Source organism: Mycobacterium sp. Marseille-P9652, from assembly GCF_902652685.1.
In the GTDB taxonomy this organism is placed as follows: Bacteria; Actinomycetota; Actinomycetes; order Mycobacteriales; family Mycobacteriaceae; genus Mycobacterium.
The window spans coordinates 1-1,704 of sequence record NZ_CACRUY010000121.1; the positions used below are offsets into that span (position 1 = coordinate 1).

Consider the following 1,704-nt stretch of genomic DNA (forward strand, 5'->3'; position numbering starts at 1 on the left):
TTTTTGTGACGAGTCCGCCGCCCCCGATGCCCACCCCACGGGTGCCCTCCGCCGGCGCCAGTGGTGTATAGGAGCCGGGGCCCCCCCCCCCCCGCCTCCCCGCCGCCGTTGAGCTCGGCGGCGATCAGCGCCGGCTCGGTGAGCGCGGCGGCCAGCGCGTCGGCCCGCGTGGTCGCGGCGGCGAGCCGGTCGTGCAGGCTGCGGCGGGTCAGCACGCCGAGGCTGACGTCGACGGTGATGCCCAACAGCACCAGCAGGGCGGCCAGTAGCGCCACCACCACGAACGTCACCCGGCGCTGCAACGACGGGGTCGGGGTTCCTTGGTCCGCCGTCATGACCGTTGCGGCTGCAGCCGGTAGCCGATTCCGCGGACCGTGTGCACGATTCGGGGTCCGTGCGCCTCGAGCTTGCGCCGCAGGCTGCTGACGTGGACCTGCACCAGGTTCGGGTCGTAGGCGTCGTAGCCCCACACCGCGTTGAGGATCTGCCCGGCGCTCACGGTCCGGCCGCGCTGCTCGACCAGAAACGCCAACAGCCGCAGCTCCGTGGCGGTCAGGTCGAGCCGCCGGCCGTCCCGGGCGGCCACACCGCCCTCGACGTCGAGCGTCAGGTCGCCGGCCTGAACCACCCGCGGCAGCCGTCCGCGCCGGCGCAACACCGCGCCGACCCGTGAGACCAGCTCCGCCAACTCGAAGGGCTTGACGACGTAGTCGTCGGCGCCGCCGTCGAGGCCGCGCAACCGGTCCTGCAGTGCGTCACGAGCCGTGATCAGCACGATCCCGACGTCTCCCGAATCGCGGATCACGTCGATCAGCGCGAACCCGTCGCGCCCCGGCAGCATCACGTCGAGGACCACGAGGTCGGGCCGTAGCCCGTCGAGCGCATCCTCGAGCCGGTCGCCGTCGACGCGCGCGTCGGCGTGGTACCCGGCGTCGGCGAGCGCCTCGCACACCATCTCCCGGAGGGTTTCGGAATCCTCCACGACCAGCACCCGTGGCGCGCCGGCGCTGAACTGGCCGGCGCGACGCACCCGGGGTCGATCGCCCGCGCGGCGTGAGTCGGCCATGAACCATTGTTAGCGCGGCGAACTGAAGTCAACCTGAAGCGGGCGGCAATCGGCAGTAGCGTCTTCACGGCCGCACGCAACGACCCCGGGACGTCACATGACCAACCAGGCACCCCCACCGTCCGACCCCATTGGCCGCCATTCCACCGCCGTCGTGGTTCTCGCCGCGCTGGCGGGATTCGCCCTCGGCGCGATCGCCGCCTTCGCGGTCACCGGCCTGGTGTTCAGGGTCCGCGTCGAGCTTCCGCCGCCGCCATACCCGTCGGTGCTGTCGACGCCCCCGGCGGCAGTCCCGGCACCGCCGCTTCCGCCCGGACCCCCGCGCTGAATCCTTCAGGTCCACTTCAAGTTCCACCCCTACCGTCGCGACTGACCGACACCAACAGACCTGGGGAGCGCAATGACCACCGAAGCCGCCGACACGACGACCACCCACGAGCCGCCCGCACCGGCACCTGCCGTCATCACGCCGCCGCCGAAGGCTCCGCGGCGCCACTCCACCGCGGTGGTGATCGGCGCGGGCGTCGCCGGGGCCCTCGTCGGGAGCTTCCTGACGGCCGGGGCGTCCCTCCTCGTCTGGGCCTTCGCGTTCGGGCCGCCTCCCCCGCCGCCGCCCGGATTCGGGCCCGGCGCATCGC

The 1,704-nt window shown here is 73.0% G+C and carries 2 protein-coding genes and 2 pseudogenes; 2 read left to right on the forward strand and 2 right to left on the reverse strand.

The features are described from left to right. Both GPY60_RS26415 and GPY60_RS26420 read right to left on the reverse strand, forming a co-directional pair. Positions 1-335: pseudogene (locus GPY60_RS26415) on the reverse strand (two-component sensor histidine kinase); the annotation flags it as partial. Next, on the reverse strand, positions 332-1,066 hold the full coding sequence (locus tag GPY60_RS26420; protein ID WP_156690647.1) for a response regulator transcription factor: 735 nt from the start codon (positions 1,064-1,066) through the stop codon (positions 332-334). The pseudogene GPY60_RS26415 and the gene GPY60_RS26420, both read right to left, overlap by 4 nt. Before the next feature lie 97 nt (positions 1,067-1,163). Between GPY60_RS26420 and GPY60_RS26425 the strand changes: the two genes are divergently transcribed. Next, positions 1,164-1,394: a hypothetical protein gene (locus GPY60_RS26425; RefSeq protein WP_156690648.1), complete on the forward strand. Its 231-nt coding sequence runs from the start codon at positions 1,164-1,166 to the stop codon at positions 1,392-1,394. A 72-nt stretch (positions 1,395-1,466) separates the two neighbouring features. Next, positions 1,467-1,704, forward strand: a pseudogene (locus GPY60_RS26430) (hypothetical protein); the annotation flags it as partial.